Here is a 14,091-nt window from a genome sequence, read left to right as displayed (position 1 = left end):
CAGAGACATCAGCAAAGCCTTATATCCTTATTGTTCCTTCAACCAGCGTGCTGCATCCTTCGCGTGATAGGTAATGATCAGGTCTGACCCTGCGCGCTTCATACCTGTCAGCATTTCCATCACGATGCTCTTTTCGTCGACCCAGCCATTTTGAGCGGCTGCTTTGACCATTGAATATTCACCGCTGACATTATAAATGACAACAGGCAGGTTGAAATTGTTTTTTACGTCACGGACAATATCCAGGTAAGGCATGCCCGGCTTGACGATCAGGAAGTCTGCACCTTCCATGACATCTGATTCAGCTTCGCGCATCGCTTCGATCCGGTTTGCCGGATCCATCTGGTATGATTTGCGATCACCGAACTGCGGTGTGCTTTCTGCCGCTTCACGGAATGGACCGTAAAATGCAGAAGAATATTTTACAGCGTAAGACATGATCGGCACATCATGGAATCCTGCTTCATCCAAAGCAAAACGAATCGCTGTAACAAAACCATCCATCATATTCGATGGTGCGATGATGTCCGCTCCAGCCTTAGCCTGGCTGACCGCTGTCTTTCCGAGCAGCTCAAGAGATGGATCATTGAGAACCTTGCCATCCTCGATGACGCCGCAATGGCCATGGCTAGTGTATTCACACAGGCATGTATCGGCGATGACAACCATATCAGGAAAATCTTTTTTTATGACTCGAATTGCTTCCTGCAGCACTCCGTGGTCATGATATGCCTGACAGCCTACTTCATCTTTTTCGTCAGGAACGCCGAAAAGCAGCACGGATTTAATGCCCAAAGAATCCACTTCAGTCATTTCTTCTTTCAGGTTATCAAGGGATAGTTGATAGACTCCCGGCATTGAAGAAACTTCTTTTTTCACATTTTCTCCTTCAACGACAAAAAGCGGGTAGATCAGGTCTTCAGTGCGAAGATAGTTTTCACGTACTAGTGCGCGCATATTCGCTGATTGGCGAAGACGGCGGTGACGACTGAATTCAATATGTTTCATGGATTACCCTCCAATATTTATAAACTTGGCAACGCTTTTCAGCATCTCTTCAACGGTGTATTTTTCCGGCATGGCATGCACCTTCAATCCCCGCTGCTCTGCTTTCCTTTTGGATACAGGGCCGATGCAGGCAACGATACAGTGCTCCAATTTGTCTCTTAATTGATTTTCCTCAACGATTTTCATAAAGTGGTCAATCGTAGAAGGGCTTGTAAATGTAAGTATATCAAGACTTTTTTCAGATAGCATCTTAACGAGCTTGCCTCTGCTTTCATCAGGCATGAATGTTTCATAGATGATGATTTCATCGACAATTGCGCCCTTATCTTTCAATGCAGCAGAGATATAATCCCTGGCCAGGTTCCCTTTTGGAATCAGGATTTTATCACCCTGATTGACATGTGGTAAAAACTCATCGACAAAGCCTTCTGCAACAAATTCTTCTGGAACAAAGTCTACCATTTCACCCATGTCCACGAGGACTTCTTTTGTTTTTTCGCCGATTACGGCTATTCTTGGCAGAAGAGCCTGTCCCTTTTTCAAAAAAGAATAAAAGGTTTCAACCGTCACATTACTCGTAAAAATGATCCAATCGTAGGTATGTAATTTCGCAAGTGTTTTAAGTAGTTTTTCAGATGCTGAAACCGGCTGAAAGGCAATAAGAGGGATCTCCACCGGAATCCCTCCATTGCTTGCAACCAATTCGGAGAAAGACTTCGCGTGAGCCTTTCCCCTTGGAATCATGACCGTTTTATTTTGCAGCGAATGCGCTGGAATCATTCACTATCAAGCTCCTGTTTTACCTGGTCGATCAGGTCTTTCGCTCCCTGGCTGATCAGCTTGTCAGCTGCAAGCTCTCCCAGCTCCTCTGGGTTTGTTCCTGTAACCTGTTCCTTGAAAATGGTCTTTCCATCCGGAGAACCAACAAGTGCTGTAAGGACAATTTCTTCCTTGTCGTTAAGATATGCATATCCGGCAATCGGCACCTGGCAGCCACCCTCCATCTTGTGAAGGAACGATCTTTCAGCCCTGACTGTCGCTCTTGTTTCAGCAGAAGTGAATTTCTCCAGCAATTGAAGAAGCTCTTCATCATCGCCGCGGCACTCGATCGAAAGCGCGCCCTGGCCGACAGCTGGTACACAAATATCCTCATTGATGAACTCAGTTACTGTATCACTGGCCCATCCCATGCGCTTCAAACCGGCAGCAGCAAGGATAATACCATCATAGTCTTCTGTTTCAAGCTTAGCGATCCTTGTATCGATATTTCCGCGAATCCACTTCATTTCAAGATCAGGCCGCTGAGCCAGCAGCTGGGCACTTCTGCGCAGGCTGCTTGTTCCGATGACTGAACCTGGTTTCAGATCTTTAAAAGCAACATGGCCATTGGAAATCAGGACATCGCGGTGGTCTTCCCTTTCAGGAATTGATCCGATGACAAGTCCATCAGGAAGTACGGCAGGCATATCCTTCATGCTGTGGACAGCCATGTCAATTTCTTTATCAAGCATAGCCTGTTCGATTTCTTTTACAAAAAGGCCTTTACCGCCAACCTTTGATAGAGTCACATCAAGAATTTTGTCTCCTTTTGTGACGATTTCTTTTACTTCGAACTCAAAAGGAGCACCTAGTTTTTTCAGCTGCTCAATTACCCAATTTGTTTGTGTCAATGCTAGCTTACTCCGTCTGGAGCCAACGATAATTTTTCTCATGACAGCCTCCTATTATTGGTACCAAAAATGGAAAGATGATAATTTTCCGAAAAGGAAAAAGTTGATTAATACAATCAGGAACGATGCGACATTCCAAAGGGCAAGCGATTTTCCATACATTTCTTTGCCAACCCTTAAATAGAGGTAGATGCTATAGACAGCGAGTACGATGAATGATCCTATCAGCTTGGCATCATACCAGGCAAGGTCAGGCACCTTGATCCACGCCCATTGGAGCCCGAGGATCAAGCTCAGGATCAGCATCGGCACTCCGATGACATTCAATATGTATGACCAATAATCCAGTTTTGTTAAATCTGTTATCCTCCATAACAGCTTACCCCACTTTTTTCGCTTTAAAAGGTCATATTGAATGAGATATAGCAGCGAAAAGACCACTGAGATCGAAAATGCTCCATATGACAGGATCGCCATCGTGATATGGATGAGCAAAAGTTCCGATACGAGCTGTTCGGACATAACATTTGAATCATATTGAACTGGTGCGAATGTATGGATCGCCATGATGATGAATCCAAGGATATTTGTAAAAAAGACAATAAAATCTACTTTTAAAAGCTTATTGATTGCCAGCGACAGCGTTACCAGCACCCATGCATAAAAGTAAAGCCCTTCAAAAAGGGTCAGAACTGGGAACCGGCCTTGGTCGATCATGTAATACAACAGGAAAATCGTCTGGAAACCCCAAACAAATGCAAGTAACCAGAAGGCAATTTGGTTTGCCCTCCGGTTACTATTAAGAAAATCGATAAAGTATAAGAGCACGCTGGCCGCATAAATCACAATGGTTATTTCATGGAGACGCGTAATATAAAGATCACCCATGGGCACCACCTCTCTTACGGCTGAAAAGAAGCCTGAGGCGAAGGAACTTTTACCTGCTTGGTTTCAGCTGTTTTCATTCCTTCTTGTTCAGCGACGAGCTGTTCAATATTGAAAATCTTCACGAATAGATCAAGTGCTTCATCAGCATCCGGACCAGCCGCAAGCTCTTTCGCCTGCAGGATTGGATCTTTAAGGAGCTGATTGATGATGCTTTTTGTATGCTTGTTAAGAACCTTAATATCACGATCAGATAGATGCGGCAGTTTACGCTCGATGCTATCCATTGTTTCTTGCTGGATTGAAAGGGCTTTAACTCTCAATGCTGAGATGACAGGAACGACGCCAAGCGTATTAAGCCACTGTTTGAATTGGACAATCTCACTTTCAATCATGATCAGAATTTTCTCTGCTGCCTTATGACGTTCCTGCAGATTCGCTTCAACGATGCCCTCTAGATCATCGATATCATAAAGGAAGACATTTTCAAGCGTAGCGATTTCCGGATCAAGATCACGCGGCACCGCAATATCCACCATAAATAATGGTTTTCCTTTTCGCTTTTGCTCGACCTTTGCCATCATATCCTTCGTGACAACAAAGTTCTTCGCACCTGTTGAACTGATCAGGATATCCGCATCCACTAGCGCAGTTTGAAGTTCATCCAGTGTTTTTGCCTTGCCTGAGAAACGGTTCGCCAAATCCTCAGCTTTCTGGTAAGTACGGTTGATGACCGTTACCTTCTTCGCACCATTTGCATGAAGGTTCTGGATCGCAAGTTCACCCATCTTCCCAGCACCAAGAATCAGGACATGCTTCTGGTCCAGAGTGCCGAAAATCTTCTTGGCAAGCTCAACAGCCGCGTAACTTACAGAAACAGCATTCGCGCCGATATCTGTTTCGGAATGGCCGCGCTTGGCAATAGTGACTGCCTGTTTGAATAGCTGGTTGAATACCGTTCCAGTCGTGTTATTTTCAAGGCCAAGCATGAAGCTTGAACGCACCTGCCCAAGGATTTGGGTTTCACCCAACACCATGGAATTCAATCCGCAGGAAACCTTGAATAAATGCTCAATAGCCCCGTCTTGTTCATAGATGAACAGGAACGGCGTAAATTCTGCCTGAGGGATCCCGAACCATTCAGATAGAAACTCTTTGATATAATATCTGCCTGTGTGAAGCTGATCCACGACAGCATATATTTCTGTACGGTTGCAAGTTGATACGATGACATTCTCAAGGATGCTCTTCTTTTCCTGAAGGGCACTCATGGCTTCCCCAAGATTCGCCTCGTTAAATGTCAATCTTTCGCGGATTTCGACAGGGGCAGTTTTATAGTTAAGACCAACAACGATAATATGCATTATTAATTGACACCCCCACAATAGAAATTGCATAATTGGCTAAGGCAATTATACATGACGTTTTTTTACTTCTTACGTTGTAAATGTGAACAACTGTTGAAAAAACATATATATAAATGCATTGATTAAATTGGACTATTTTTTCTGTCTGTTTGTTATACTTTTATACTATATCAAAAGCAAATAAACATACTCCCTAATGTACCTTATCAAAGTTTGTCCTTTAATTCAAGTGAGCCTTTCTGGAAGCGGTGAAAGAATGAAAAATCAGAGAATTATACCAGCAATTATATTAATCGGATTTGGAATCTACTTTTATCTTCAGCAAGAAAATGCATCGTTGTTCAATGAATTTTATACGTGGCCGACACTTTTGATCATCGTCGGAGCCGCCTTTTTAGTTCAGGCCTATTGGGGCAGGGATTATGAATCAATCTTTCCGGGCGTGATACTCGTCGGCTTCGGTGTTCACTTCCATGTGGTCAATCAATTCACACTCTGGCCCGATCACCTCGGAGCTTTCATTTTAATCATCGCCCTTGGCTTTTTGCTGCGATATCAGAAAACAGGCAACGGCTTGTTCCACGGCGTCCTCTTTCTCATTTTAGCAGGACTGCTGCTGTTTTATGACAAAGTCAGTGGATGGCTTGGTTTATTGGAAAATGGAGTTTCGACAGCATGGAGATTTTGGCCGGCAGCATTGATCCTTATTGGTGTTTATCTGTTATTTATGAAAAAGAAATAAGAAGACCCGCACCGTAGTCGATACGGTGCGGGTTTCTTTGTGCTTCTATGAAAAAATCATTTCATGAAACTTCCTAATACTGACCAGGCTTTGTCTTTCCCTTCCCCGGTTTCTGATGAGAAAAGAATGATTGTATCATCCGGGTCGAGATCAAGTGTCTCTTTTGTAATCTTTAAGTGCTTTTGCCACTTTGATTTTGGAATTTTATCCGCTTTGGTCGCGATGATAATGACGGGGATATCATAATGCTTAAGGAAATCATACATCATGACATCATCCTTTGAAGGCGGATGCCTCAAGTCAACGATCAATAGCATCGCTTTCAATTGTTCTCGTGACGTTATATACGTTTCAATCATCTTGCCCCAGGCTTCACGCTCTGACTTCGAAACCTTGGCATACCCGTATCCTGGAACATCAACAAAATGAAGTATTTCATTGATCAAATAAAAATTCAGCGTTTGTGTTTTTCCCGGCTTTGACGAAGTCCTGGCCAGGGCTTTTCTATTAAGCATTTTATTGATAAAAGAAGACTTTCCAACATTCGACCGGCCTGCAAGGGCGAACTCCGGAAGATTGCCTTCCGGATATTGATTCGGCCTTACAGCACTGATCACGATTTCTGCACTATTTACTTTCATTGAGAATCACCGCTGGCAAGAGCGTGCTTCAATACTTCATCTAAATGAGAAACTAACACAAATTCGAGCTCCTTACGTACACTTTCTGGAATATCATCAATATCTTTTTCGTTATCCTTTGGACAAATAACCTTGGTTAAGCCTGCTCTGTGAGCGCTCAACGACTTTTCCTTTAGACCGCCAATTGGCAATACCCGTCCTCTAAGCGTTATTTCTCCTGTCATTCCCACTTCCCTGCGGATCGGCCTTCCTGACAAAGCAGATACTAGCGCAGTAGCAATCGTAATACCCGCAGAAGGACCATCTTTTGGAACAGCACCTTCAGGAACATGGATATGAATATCATTCTTTTCATGGAAGTCCGGATCAATGTCCAGATCCTTCGCTTTTGAACGCACATAGCTGAAGGCTGCCTGAGCAGATTCCTTCATAACATCCCCTAGCTTACCAGTAAGGACCAGCTTGCCTTTTCCTGGTGACAGGGACACTTCAATTTGGAGGGTATCTCCACCGACTGTTGTATAAGCGAGACCAGTTGCAACGCCTATCTGATCCTCCAACTCAGCCTGTCCATACCTGAACTTAGTCTTTCCGAGGAAGTCCTCGACGTTCTTTTCACTGACGATCACACGTTTTTTCTCACCGGAAACAACGATTTTCGCTGTTTTTCTGCAGATGGATGCGAGCTGCCTCTCAAGGGAGCGCACACCAGATTCACGTGTATAATAACGAATTACCTTCGTAATCGCTTCATCTTTCATCTGAAGCTGTGATTTTGACAGACCATGGTCCTTGATTTGTCTTGGAAGGAGATGATCCTTGGCAATGTGCAGCTTTTCCTGCTCGGTATAGCCTGCAATATTGATGATCTCCATTCTGTCGAGCAGCGGTCCAGGTACAGTTGAAAGATTATTGGCAGTAGCGATGAACATTACTTTTGAAAGGTCATATGCCTCTTCAATGTAATGGTCGCTGAAATTATGGTTTTGTTCCGGATCCAGTACCTCTAGCATTGCAGATGAAGGATCGCCGCGGAAATCATTGGACATTTTATCGATTTCATCAAGAAGGAACACAGGATTAATCGTTCCTGCCTTTTTCATCCCCTGGATGACCCTGCCCGGCATCGCACCGACATAAGTCCTTCTGTGGCCGCGAATTTCTGACTCATCACGGACACCGCCTAAAGACACCCTTACAAAGTTGCGGTTAAGTGATTTAGCGATCGACCTGGCCAGGCTTGTTTTACCGACTCCCGGAGGTCCAGCTAGACACAGGATTGGTCCTTTTAATGAGTTCGTCAACTTCTGGACTGCTAGATACTCAAGTACCCTTTCCTTTACCTTTTCTAATCCATAATGATCCTTATCAAGGATCTTTTCCGCCTTGCCGATATCCAGGTCATCCTCTGTCGACTTTGACCACGGCAATGCAATAAGCCATTCAATATAATTCCGGATTACTGCGCTTTCAGCAGAAGTCGTCGGAACTTTCTCGTAACGGTCGAGTTCCTTCAAAGCAGTTTCCTTCACATTCTCAGGCATTCCGGCAAGCTCGATTTTTTCGGTAAGCTCAGCAATTTCTCCTGTCTTTCCTTCCTTTTCACCAAGTTCCTTCTGGATGGCCTTCATCTGCTCACGCAAATAATATTCCTTTTGGGTACGTTCCATCGAACGCTTTACACGCTGGCCAATCTTTTTCTCGAGACCCAGCACTTCTTTTTCATTGTGGATGATTTCGATGACACGATTCATCCGTTCCTTGATGTCAATCGTCTCAAGAATCTCCTGTTTCTCTTTGAGCTTAAGAGGCAGATGGGAGGCAATGATGTCCGCCATCCTTCCAGGCTCCTCAATATCAGAAACAGATGCATACGTTTCCGCAGAAATCTTCTTGGACATCTTTATGTATTGTTCGAAATACTCAAGCATTGTCCTCATCAATGCTTCATCTTCGACATCTTTTGACTCATCATCCTCGAAGGTTCTTACTTTGCAGGAAAAATGGTCATTCTCGTCAAAAAGTTCAATGATTTCAGCTCTGGACAACCCTTCAACCAGCACGCGGATCGTTCCGTTCGGGAGCTTCAGCATTTGTTTGACGCGAGTCAATGTACCCATCTGGTACAAATCCTCTTCGCCTGGTTCATCTATGGATATATCCTTTTGGGTTGTAAGATAGATCAAATGGTCATCCACCATTGCCTTTTCCAATGCCTGTACCGATTTTTCTCGTCCTACATCCAAATGCAGAACCATCGTCGGGTACACAAGCAAACCGCGCAGCGGCAGGAGTGGGACAGTGTGCTCATTCTTATTCGCCATGACATTGCACCTCCAACATGCATTGTATCAAACCATAAGTATAAAATACTTTGTTGTTCAATTCTATCGTATTTATTTTCAGGTGTCTAATAACAAGAGCACTTAGCATCGTTTTGTGTCATTGATTAGTATCCTGATATTTATGCGAAAATATGTCTACATCTGAAGTTACTTTTAAAAGCAAACGGTATCTCATTTGTGGTAGCAGCAACTTCAACATGGTAACCTCTATTACACCCTCTTTCCTTTTCCAGGGAAAAATAAACCCGCTTTTCTTCGTAAGTTGCTATTTGAACTATTGATGGAAGTTATGAAGGCTCTTGCTGAATTGATTCATAGCTGCTACCGGGATAATTCAAAAAGGCTCATTGATGCATGTAAACACTGTTTCGAAAAAAGCCTAAAAAAAGAACGCCGGCAAGCGTTCTTTTTCGCGTTATTAGCTCGTCTCTTTTTGCGTCAGTTCATCGGCTGCCTTAATAATCTGCTCTCTCGGATGATCTTTTACAAGAGCAATTTCAAAGACTTCGTTCAGGTGGGTGACTGGAATAATCTCTATATCAGTGATTTCATTTAGGATGGTCTGAACATTTTCCTGCGGAATAATTACCTTCTTGGCACCCGCCTTTTTCGCTGCTTTCACTTTTGGATAAACACCGCCAATCGGCTTCACATTCCCATGGATGCTGATTTCTCCTGTCATTGCGACAGTATTGTCCATTGGGATTTTATAGATGGCTGAATAAATTCCCGTCGCCATTGCAATCCCGGCAGATGGGCCGTCGATTGGGGTACCGCCAGGGAAGTTGACATGGATGTCGAATTCATCAGCTGGAACACCCATAGACCGGAGAACTGTGATGACATTTTCAATTGACCCTCGTGCCATACTTTTTCTGCGTATTGATTTCCCCTGTCCGCCGATGCTTTCTTCATCGACGATGCCAGTGATATTGATGGAGCCTTTTTCTTTTGCTTTAATGACCGTCACTTCGATTTCAAGAAGTGCACCTGTATTTGGTCCATAGACAGCCAGCCCATTGACAAGACCAACTGCTGACTTTTCATTGATCCTTCTTTCCATCCTTGGTGTCAGCTGGCTTGAATGCACCACCCATTCGATTTCTTCCTCTTTAATGTAGGTACGTTCATCTGTTATGGCCAATCCTGCGGCAATCTGTACCATATTAACGGCTTCGCGCCCATTCCGTGCATAGTTTGACAAGATTTCAATCGCTTTATCACTCATAGTCAGTTCTACTTTTTCAGCAGCATTCCTGGCTACTTCAGAAATTTCCTCTTGGGTTAGCTCACGGAAAAATACTTCCATGCATCTCGACCTGATTGCCGGAGGGATCTCACTTGGAGTTCTTGTCGTCGCTCCTACAAGGCGGAAGTCTGCCGGGAGCCCATTTTTGAAGATGTCGTGGATATGGCTCGGGATTTGCGTGTTTTCTTCATTATAATATGCACTCTCTAAGAACACTTTCCTGTCTTCTAATACTTTCAATAGTTTGTTCATTTGGATTGAATGTAACTCTCCAATTTCATCAATGAACAATACTCCGCCATGAGCATTGGTAACAGCTCCTTGTTTTGGCTGAGGAATACCTGCCTGGCCCATCGCTCCGGCCCCTTGATAAATCGGGTCATGAACGGAACCAATCAGTGGGTCAGCGATTCCTCTCTCATCAAACCTCGCCGTCGTAGCATCCAGCTCAACGAATACTGAAGATTTCTTGAAGGGGGATTTTTGGTTTTGCTTTGCTTCCTCCAACACGAGCCTGGCCGCAGCGGTTTTCCCTACTCCCGGCGGACCATAGATGATGACATGCTGCGGATTAGGTCCACATAAGGCAGCTTTTAGTGCCTTGATTCCATCTTCTTGTCCGACAATGTCCTTGAAGCTTGATGGTCTGACTTTTTCAGCTAGCGGTTCACTCAGGGAGACCGATCTCATCTTCCTTAACTGTTCCATTTCCTTTCGTGATTCCCGATCGATTGACACTTTTTGAGTCCGCTGATTCTTAAGTAAATTCCAGAAATACAGCCCGATGATGATTCCGAAAAACAGCTGTATGAACAAGGCGATTCCGGTCCAACTCAATTATATTCCCTCCCGTAAGTTGATACTATTGGCTTTAACCTAGTATCCCCCTGACAGTGTTGGAATAAACAATATTTTCAAGTGAATTTTCCCACCTGTAAAGACTATATTTTGATAAGGAATTAATGAACTTTCTGCCAACATGAACAAAGATTTGACCTGGTTCTGACAGCTTATCCTCATTTAATACCAAACCTGTCTTGAGTTGACCTTTCTTTTGACAGCTTTTCCTCTTTTAACATCAAACCTGTCTTAAGTTGCCCTTTCTTTTGACAGCTTTTTCTCTTTCAACACCAAACCTGTCTTAAGTTACTCTTACTTCTGACAGCTTTTCCTCTTTTAACATCAAACCTGTCTTAAGTTCTCCCTGTTTTCCCACACCAATCTCAATTTCAGAGTCTAATAAAAAATCCCGGTGAAAAATTCACCGGGATTTATGCGTATTAAGCTGAATTTCTTTCGTCTTTAAGGACTGTACCGTCCTCTAACACGAGCTTTGGCGGCATGTTGTTTTCGATTGTTTCCTTTGTGATGATGCATTTAACAATGTCATCACGTGAAGGAAGGTCGAACATGACATCCAGCATGATGCCTTCGATGATTGAACGAAGTCCGCGGGCACCTGTCTTGCGCTCAATTGCTTTTTTGGCAATTTCAATCAGTGCGTCGTCTTCGAAATCAAGCTCGACATCATCCAGTTCAAGCATCTTTTGATACTGTTTTACTAGTGCGTTCTTCGGTTTTGTCAGGATTTCGACTAGCGCTTCTTCATCAAGCGGAGTCAAGCTGGCAATTACCGGAAGACGGCCGATGAATTCAGGGATCAAACCGAATTTCAGCAAATCTTCAGGAAGCACTTTTGAAAGCAGTTCCTTCTTGTCTAGATCTTCCTCTTTCTTTTCAGAGCCAAAGCCAATTACTTTTTGGCCAAGGCGGCGTTTGATGATTTGCTCGATACCGTCGAATGCTCCGCCGCAAATGAACAGGATATTCGTCGTATCGATCTGGATGAATTCCTGATGAGGGTGCTTTCGTCCACCTTGTGGCGGTACGCTTGCAACTGTACCTTCAAGAATTTTCAGAAGTGCCTGCTGTACACCTTCACCGGAAACATCTCTAGTAATAGAAGGGTTTTCGGATTTTCTGGCGATTTTATCGATTTCATCGATGTAAATGATCCCTTTTTCAGCCTTTTCTACATCATAATCAGCTGATTGGATCAATTTTAGGAGGATGTTTTCAACGTCCTCACCAACATAACCTGCTTCTGTCAGTGATGTTGCATCAGCGATTGCGAACGGTACATTGAGAATTCGCGCCAGAGTCTGGGCAAGTAAAGTTTTACCGCTTCCTGTAGGCCCGATCATCGCAATATTACTCTTTGAAAGTTCAACATCATCGATTTTGCTGTTTGAGTTGATACGCTTATAGTGATTGTAAACGGCTACAGACAGATTCTTCTTCGCCTGGTCCTGCCCAATTACATACTCATTAAGAATATCGCGGATTTCCAGTGGTTTTGGAACATCCTTAAACTCAACTTCTTCTTCAGTGCCAAGTTCTTCTTCAACGATTTCCGTGCATAATTCTATACACTCGTCACAGATATAGACGCCTGGCCCTGCTACCAATTTGCGGACTTGATCCTGCGTCTTACCGCAGAAAGAACATTTGAGCTGTCCTTTTTCATCATTAAATTTGAACAATGCCTTCACCCCTTGAGAACTTCTAAACATATATAAAGCTGCGATTCATAAGCAAACGATCAGTTAAGTAACAGTTTTTCTGCTGCTGTCGAGCAGGTATGTATTGCATTGTATCACATTTTGCCAGGGTACAGGAAATAATAACCCTCGGCCATTTCAGTTTCGCGCTTATGAATCGAAAAAAATATGTACTAACTCATCTTAACCATAAATCAAGCCATTAAATCGACTTAGAGCAAATTGCTTAAAAAATTATGTATGTATATGGTGCTAATTGTAGAAAACAAGGCACGATTTACTCGCGCCTTGTTTCTATATTATATCCTGATTCTATTATGCAACAGTTTTGCTGTTTTCTACAAGGAAATCAACTGCTTTTTTCAATTGAAGGTCGCCTTTGATTCCGTCAAGGCTTCCGCCTAGTGCTGCTTGGATTTGGTCAGCAGTCATATTGTACATTTCAGACATCTTTTGAAGCTCTGCACTTACTTCTTCATCAGTAACTTCGATGTTTTCAGCTTTTGCAATTGCTTCAAGAGTCAGGTTCACACGTACGCGTGTAGCAGCTTCTTCTTTCATTTGTTCGCGAAGAGCAGCTTCGTCCTGTCCAGAGAACTGGTAGTACAGGTCAAGGTTCATGCCTTGCATTTGAAGGCGCTGTTCGAATTCGTTAACCATGCGGTCGATTTCAGTATCAATCATTGATTGAGGAACATCGATTTCTGCGTTAGCTGCTGCTTTTTCTACAACAGTGTCACGTTCGAAGTGTTCCTTCTGGTGTGCTTTGTCGTGAGCCAGACGATCTTTGATCTTTGTCTTAAGCTCTTCCAAAGTTTCAACTTCTTCGTCAGCATCTTTAGCGAACTCATCATCTAAAGCTGGAAGTTCTTTTCCTTTGATTTCGTGAACTTTCACTTTGAAAGTTGCAGGCTTACCAGCAAGTTCAGCTGCATGGTACTCTTCAGGGAAAGTAACCTCTACATCTTTTTCTTCGCCAGTAGCTGTTCCAACTAGCTGTTCTTCGAAGCCAGGGATGAATGAACCTGAACCAAGTTCAAGTGCATAGTTTTCAGCTTTGCCGCCTTCAAAAGCTTCGCCATCAACGAATCCTTCAAAATCGATGACAACATTGTCGCCATTTTCAGCAGTGCCTTCTTCTTTAACAACAAGCTCAGCCTGCTTTTCCTGCATTGCTTTTAATTCATTTTCAACTTCTTCATCTGTTACGTTTGTGTCGAATGCTTCTACTTCAAGTCCTTTGTACTCGCCAAGCTTAACTTCAGGCTTAACTGTTACAGTTGCCTTGATGATCAAGCTCTTGCCCTTTTCGATTTGTTCTACATCGATTTCCGGGCGGTCAACTGGCTCGATACCAGTTTCGTCGATTGCATTTGCATATGCTTCTGGAAGAAGGATATCAATTGCATCCTGATATAAAGACTCTACGCCGAAACGCTTTTCGAACATTTGGCGAGGCATTTTCCCTTTACGGAATCCTGGTACGTTAATTTGCTTAACGACTTTCTGGAATGCAGCGTCAAGACCTTTATTGACCTTTTCTGCATCTACTTCAATTGTTAGAACCGTTTGGTTCCCTTCTCTTTTTTCTACCTTTGCAGACATATAGTTCCCTCCAACAAT

At 43.4% G+C, this 14,091-nt stretch carries 11 protein-coding genes; 1 reads left to right on the top strand and 10 read right to left on the bottom strand.

All coding sequences use genetic code 11. The features are described from left to right. Positions 1–27: 27 nt before the first annotated feature. Genes hemB through hemA form a run of 5 tightly spaced genes read right to left on the bottom strand, consistent with a single transcriptional unit; the run spans position 28 to position 4,927 of the window. Positions 28–1,008 (bottom strand): porphobilinogen synthase, encoded by a 981-nt coding sequence (hemB, locus tag J7I80_RS12640; protein ID WP_214738716.1) that lies wholly within the window; start codon positions 1,006–1,008, stop codon positions 28–30. A gap of 3 nt (positions 1,009–1,011) precedes the next feature. After that, positions 1,012–1,788 (bottom strand): uroporphyrinogen-III synthase, encoded by a 777-nt coding sequence (locus J7I80_RS12635; protein ID WP_214738715.1) that lies wholly within the window; start codon positions 1,786–1,788, stop codon positions 1,012–1,014. Further along, positions 1,785–2,720 carry a hydroxymethylbilane synthase gene (gene hemC, locus J7I80_RS12630; protein WP_214738714.1) on the bottom strand — a complete coding sequence of 312 codons (936 nt, stop codon included), beginning with the start codon at positions 2,718–2,720 and terminating at the stop codon, positions 1,785–1,787. The genes J7I80_RS12635 and hemC overlap by 4 nt, the downstream gene beginning before the upstream one ends. A gap of 12 nt (positions 2,721–2,732) precedes the next feature. Beyond that, positions 2,733–3,566, bottom strand: coding sequence for a cytochrome C assembly family protein (locus tag J7I80_RS12625; RefSeq protein ID WP_214738713.1), 834 nt, complete (start codon positions 3,564–3,566; stop codon positions 2,733–2,735). A 14-nt stretch (positions 3,567–3,580) separates the two neighbouring features. Next, positions 3,581–4,927, bottom strand: coding sequence for a glutamyl-tRNA reductase (gene hemA, locus J7I80_RS12620; protein WP_214738712.1), 1,347 nt, complete (start codon positions 4,925–4,927; stop codon positions 3,581–3,583). 259 nt (positions 4,928–5,186) lie between these two features. On the opposite strand from hemA, the gene J7I80_RS12615 reads away from it, so the two are divergent. Beyond that, a complete protein-coding gene (locus tag J7I80_RS12615; protein ID WP_214738711.1) occupies positions 5,187–5,672 on the top strand; it encodes a LiaI-LiaF-like domain-containing protein in 486 nt (161 codons plus the stop codon). Between the two features lie 56 nt (positions 5,673–5,728). On the opposite strand, the gene yihA is transcribed toward J7I80_RS12615, so the two are convergent. The 5 genes from yihA to tig all read right to left on the bottom strand — a co-directional run bounded on the left by yihA (position 5,729) and on the right by tig (position 14,073). Then, positions 5,729–6,313 (bottom strand): ribosome biogenesis GTP-binding protein YihA/YsxC, encoded by a 585-nt coding sequence (gene yihA / locus J7I80_RS12610; RefSeq protein WP_214738710.1) that lies wholly within the window; start codon positions 6,311–6,313, stop codon positions 5,729–5,731. Continuing rightward, complete coding sequence (lon, locus tag J7I80_RS12605) at positions 6,310–8,637, bottom strand: endopeptidase La (RefSeq protein WP_214738709.1); 2,328 nt, start codon at positions 8,635–8,637, stop codon at positions 6,310–6,312. Before lon ends, yihA begins: the two co-directional genes overlap by 4 nt. A gap of 439 nt (positions 8,638–9,076) precedes the next feature. Further along, positions 9,077–10,744, bottom strand: a complete 1,668-nt coding sequence (lonB, locus tag J7I80_RS12600; protein ID WP_214738708.1) for an ATP-dependent protease LonB — start codon at positions 10,742–10,744, stop codon at positions 9,077–9,079. 443 nt (positions 10,745–11,187) lie between these two features. Then, positions 11,188–12,450 carry an ATP-dependent protease ATP-binding subunit ClpX gene (clpX, locus tag J7I80_RS12595; protein ID WP_214738707.1) on the bottom strand — a complete coding sequence of 421 codons (1,263 nt, stop codon included), beginning with the start codon at positions 12,448–12,450 and terminating at the stop codon, positions 11,188–11,190. Between the two features lie 333 nt (positions 12,451–12,783). Then, positions 12,784–14,073 (bottom strand): trigger factor, encoded by a 1,290-nt coding sequence (gene tig, locus J7I80_RS12590; protein WP_214738706.1) that lies wholly within the window; start codon positions 14,071–14,073, stop codon positions 12,784–12,786. Positions 14,074–14,091 lie beyond the last annotated feature (18 nt).

Source organism: Bacillus sp. ISL-41 (genome assembly GCF_018613235.1).
GTDB lineage: Bacteria > Bacillota > Bacilli > Bacillales > Cytobacillaceae > Mesobacillus.
Note: the sequence above shows the minus strand (reverse complement) of the source record. Positions and strands in the feature narration are given on the sequence as shown.

Excerpts from the sequence above, each read along its gene's own strand:
- J7I80_RS12615 (WP_214738711.1), top strand. The coding sequence starts at position 5,187 with ATGAAAAATCAGAGAATTATACCAGCAATTATATTAATCGGATTTGGA.
- hemC (WP_214738714.1), bottom strand. The coding sequence starts at position 2,720 with ATGAGAAAAATTATCGTTGGCTCCAGACGGAGTAAGCTAGCATTGACA.
- lon (WP_214738709.1), bottom strand. The coding sequence starts at position 8,637 with ATGGCGAATAAGAATGAGCACACTGTCCCACTCCTGCCGCTGCGCGGT.
- J7I80_RS12625 (WP_214738713.1), bottom strand. The coding sequence starts at position 3,566 with ATGGGTGATCTTTATATTACGCGTCTCCATGAAATAACCATTGTGATT.
- J7I80_RS12635 (WP_214738715.1), bottom strand. The coding sequence starts at position 1,788 with ATGATTCCAGCGCATTCGCTGCAAAATAAAACGGTCATGATTCCAAGG.
- hemA (WP_214738712.1), bottom strand. The coding sequence starts at position 4,927 with ATGCATATTATCGTTGTTGGTCTTAACTATAAAACTGCCCCTGTCGAA.
- yihA (WP_214738710.1), bottom strand. The coding sequence starts at position 6,313 with ATGAAAGTAAATAGTGCAGAAATCGTGATCAGTGCTGTAAGGCCGAAT.
- hemB (WP_214738716.1), bottom strand. The coding sequence starts at position 1,008 with ATGAAACATATTGAATTCAGTCGTCACCGCCGTCTTCGCCAATCAGCG.
- tig (WP_214738706.1), bottom strand. The coding sequence starts at position 14,073 with ATGTCTGCAAAGGTAGAAAAAAGAGAAGGGAACCAAACGGTTCTAACA.